Origin of the sequence: Streptomyces sp. NPDC015125 (assembly GCF_043080045.1) — a bacterium.
Classification (GTDB): domain Bacteria; phylum Actinomycetota; class Actinomycetes; order Streptomycetales; family Streptomycetaceae; genus Streptomyces.
In genome coordinates, this window is the sequence record NZ_JBIBVF010000076.1 from 1 (window position 1) to 389 (window position 389).

Below are 389 nucleotides of genomic sequence, written 5' to 3' on the forward strand. Positions count from 1 at the left end.
GCCCGTCGCACACCCGGCCTGCGCCGCGAAGAGGTGGCCGCCCTGGCGCAGGTGTCGGTGAGCTACTACGAACGACTGGAACGGGCACGGGCACCCCGGCCCTCCCCCCAGGTGCTGTCCGCGCTGGCGACGGCACTCCAGCTCACTGAAGCAGAGCGCGACCATCTGGCCCGCCTGGCCGGACAAGTGCTGCCGGCGGGCAACGACGGCGCGCCGCAGGACGTACCCGCGGACGCCCGGCAGTTGCTCGACCGACTCGACGGCATCCCCGCCTACGTCGTCAACGACCGGCAGGACATCGTCGCCTGGAACGCGGCAGCCGCGGCTCTGATCACCGACTTCTCTCGTCTCACCCCCGACGAGCGCAACCTCACGCGCCTCTCGACGAG

Annotated in this window: 1 protein-coding gene; it reads left to right on the plus strand. The window is 71.7% G+C overall.

Features of this window, described 5'->3' with window-relative positions; all coding sequences use genetic code 11:
- On the plus strand, nucleotides 1-389 hold a 389-nt coding region (locus ACF088_RS41445), incomplete at both ends, for a helix-turn-helix domain-containing protein (protein WP_392381149.1).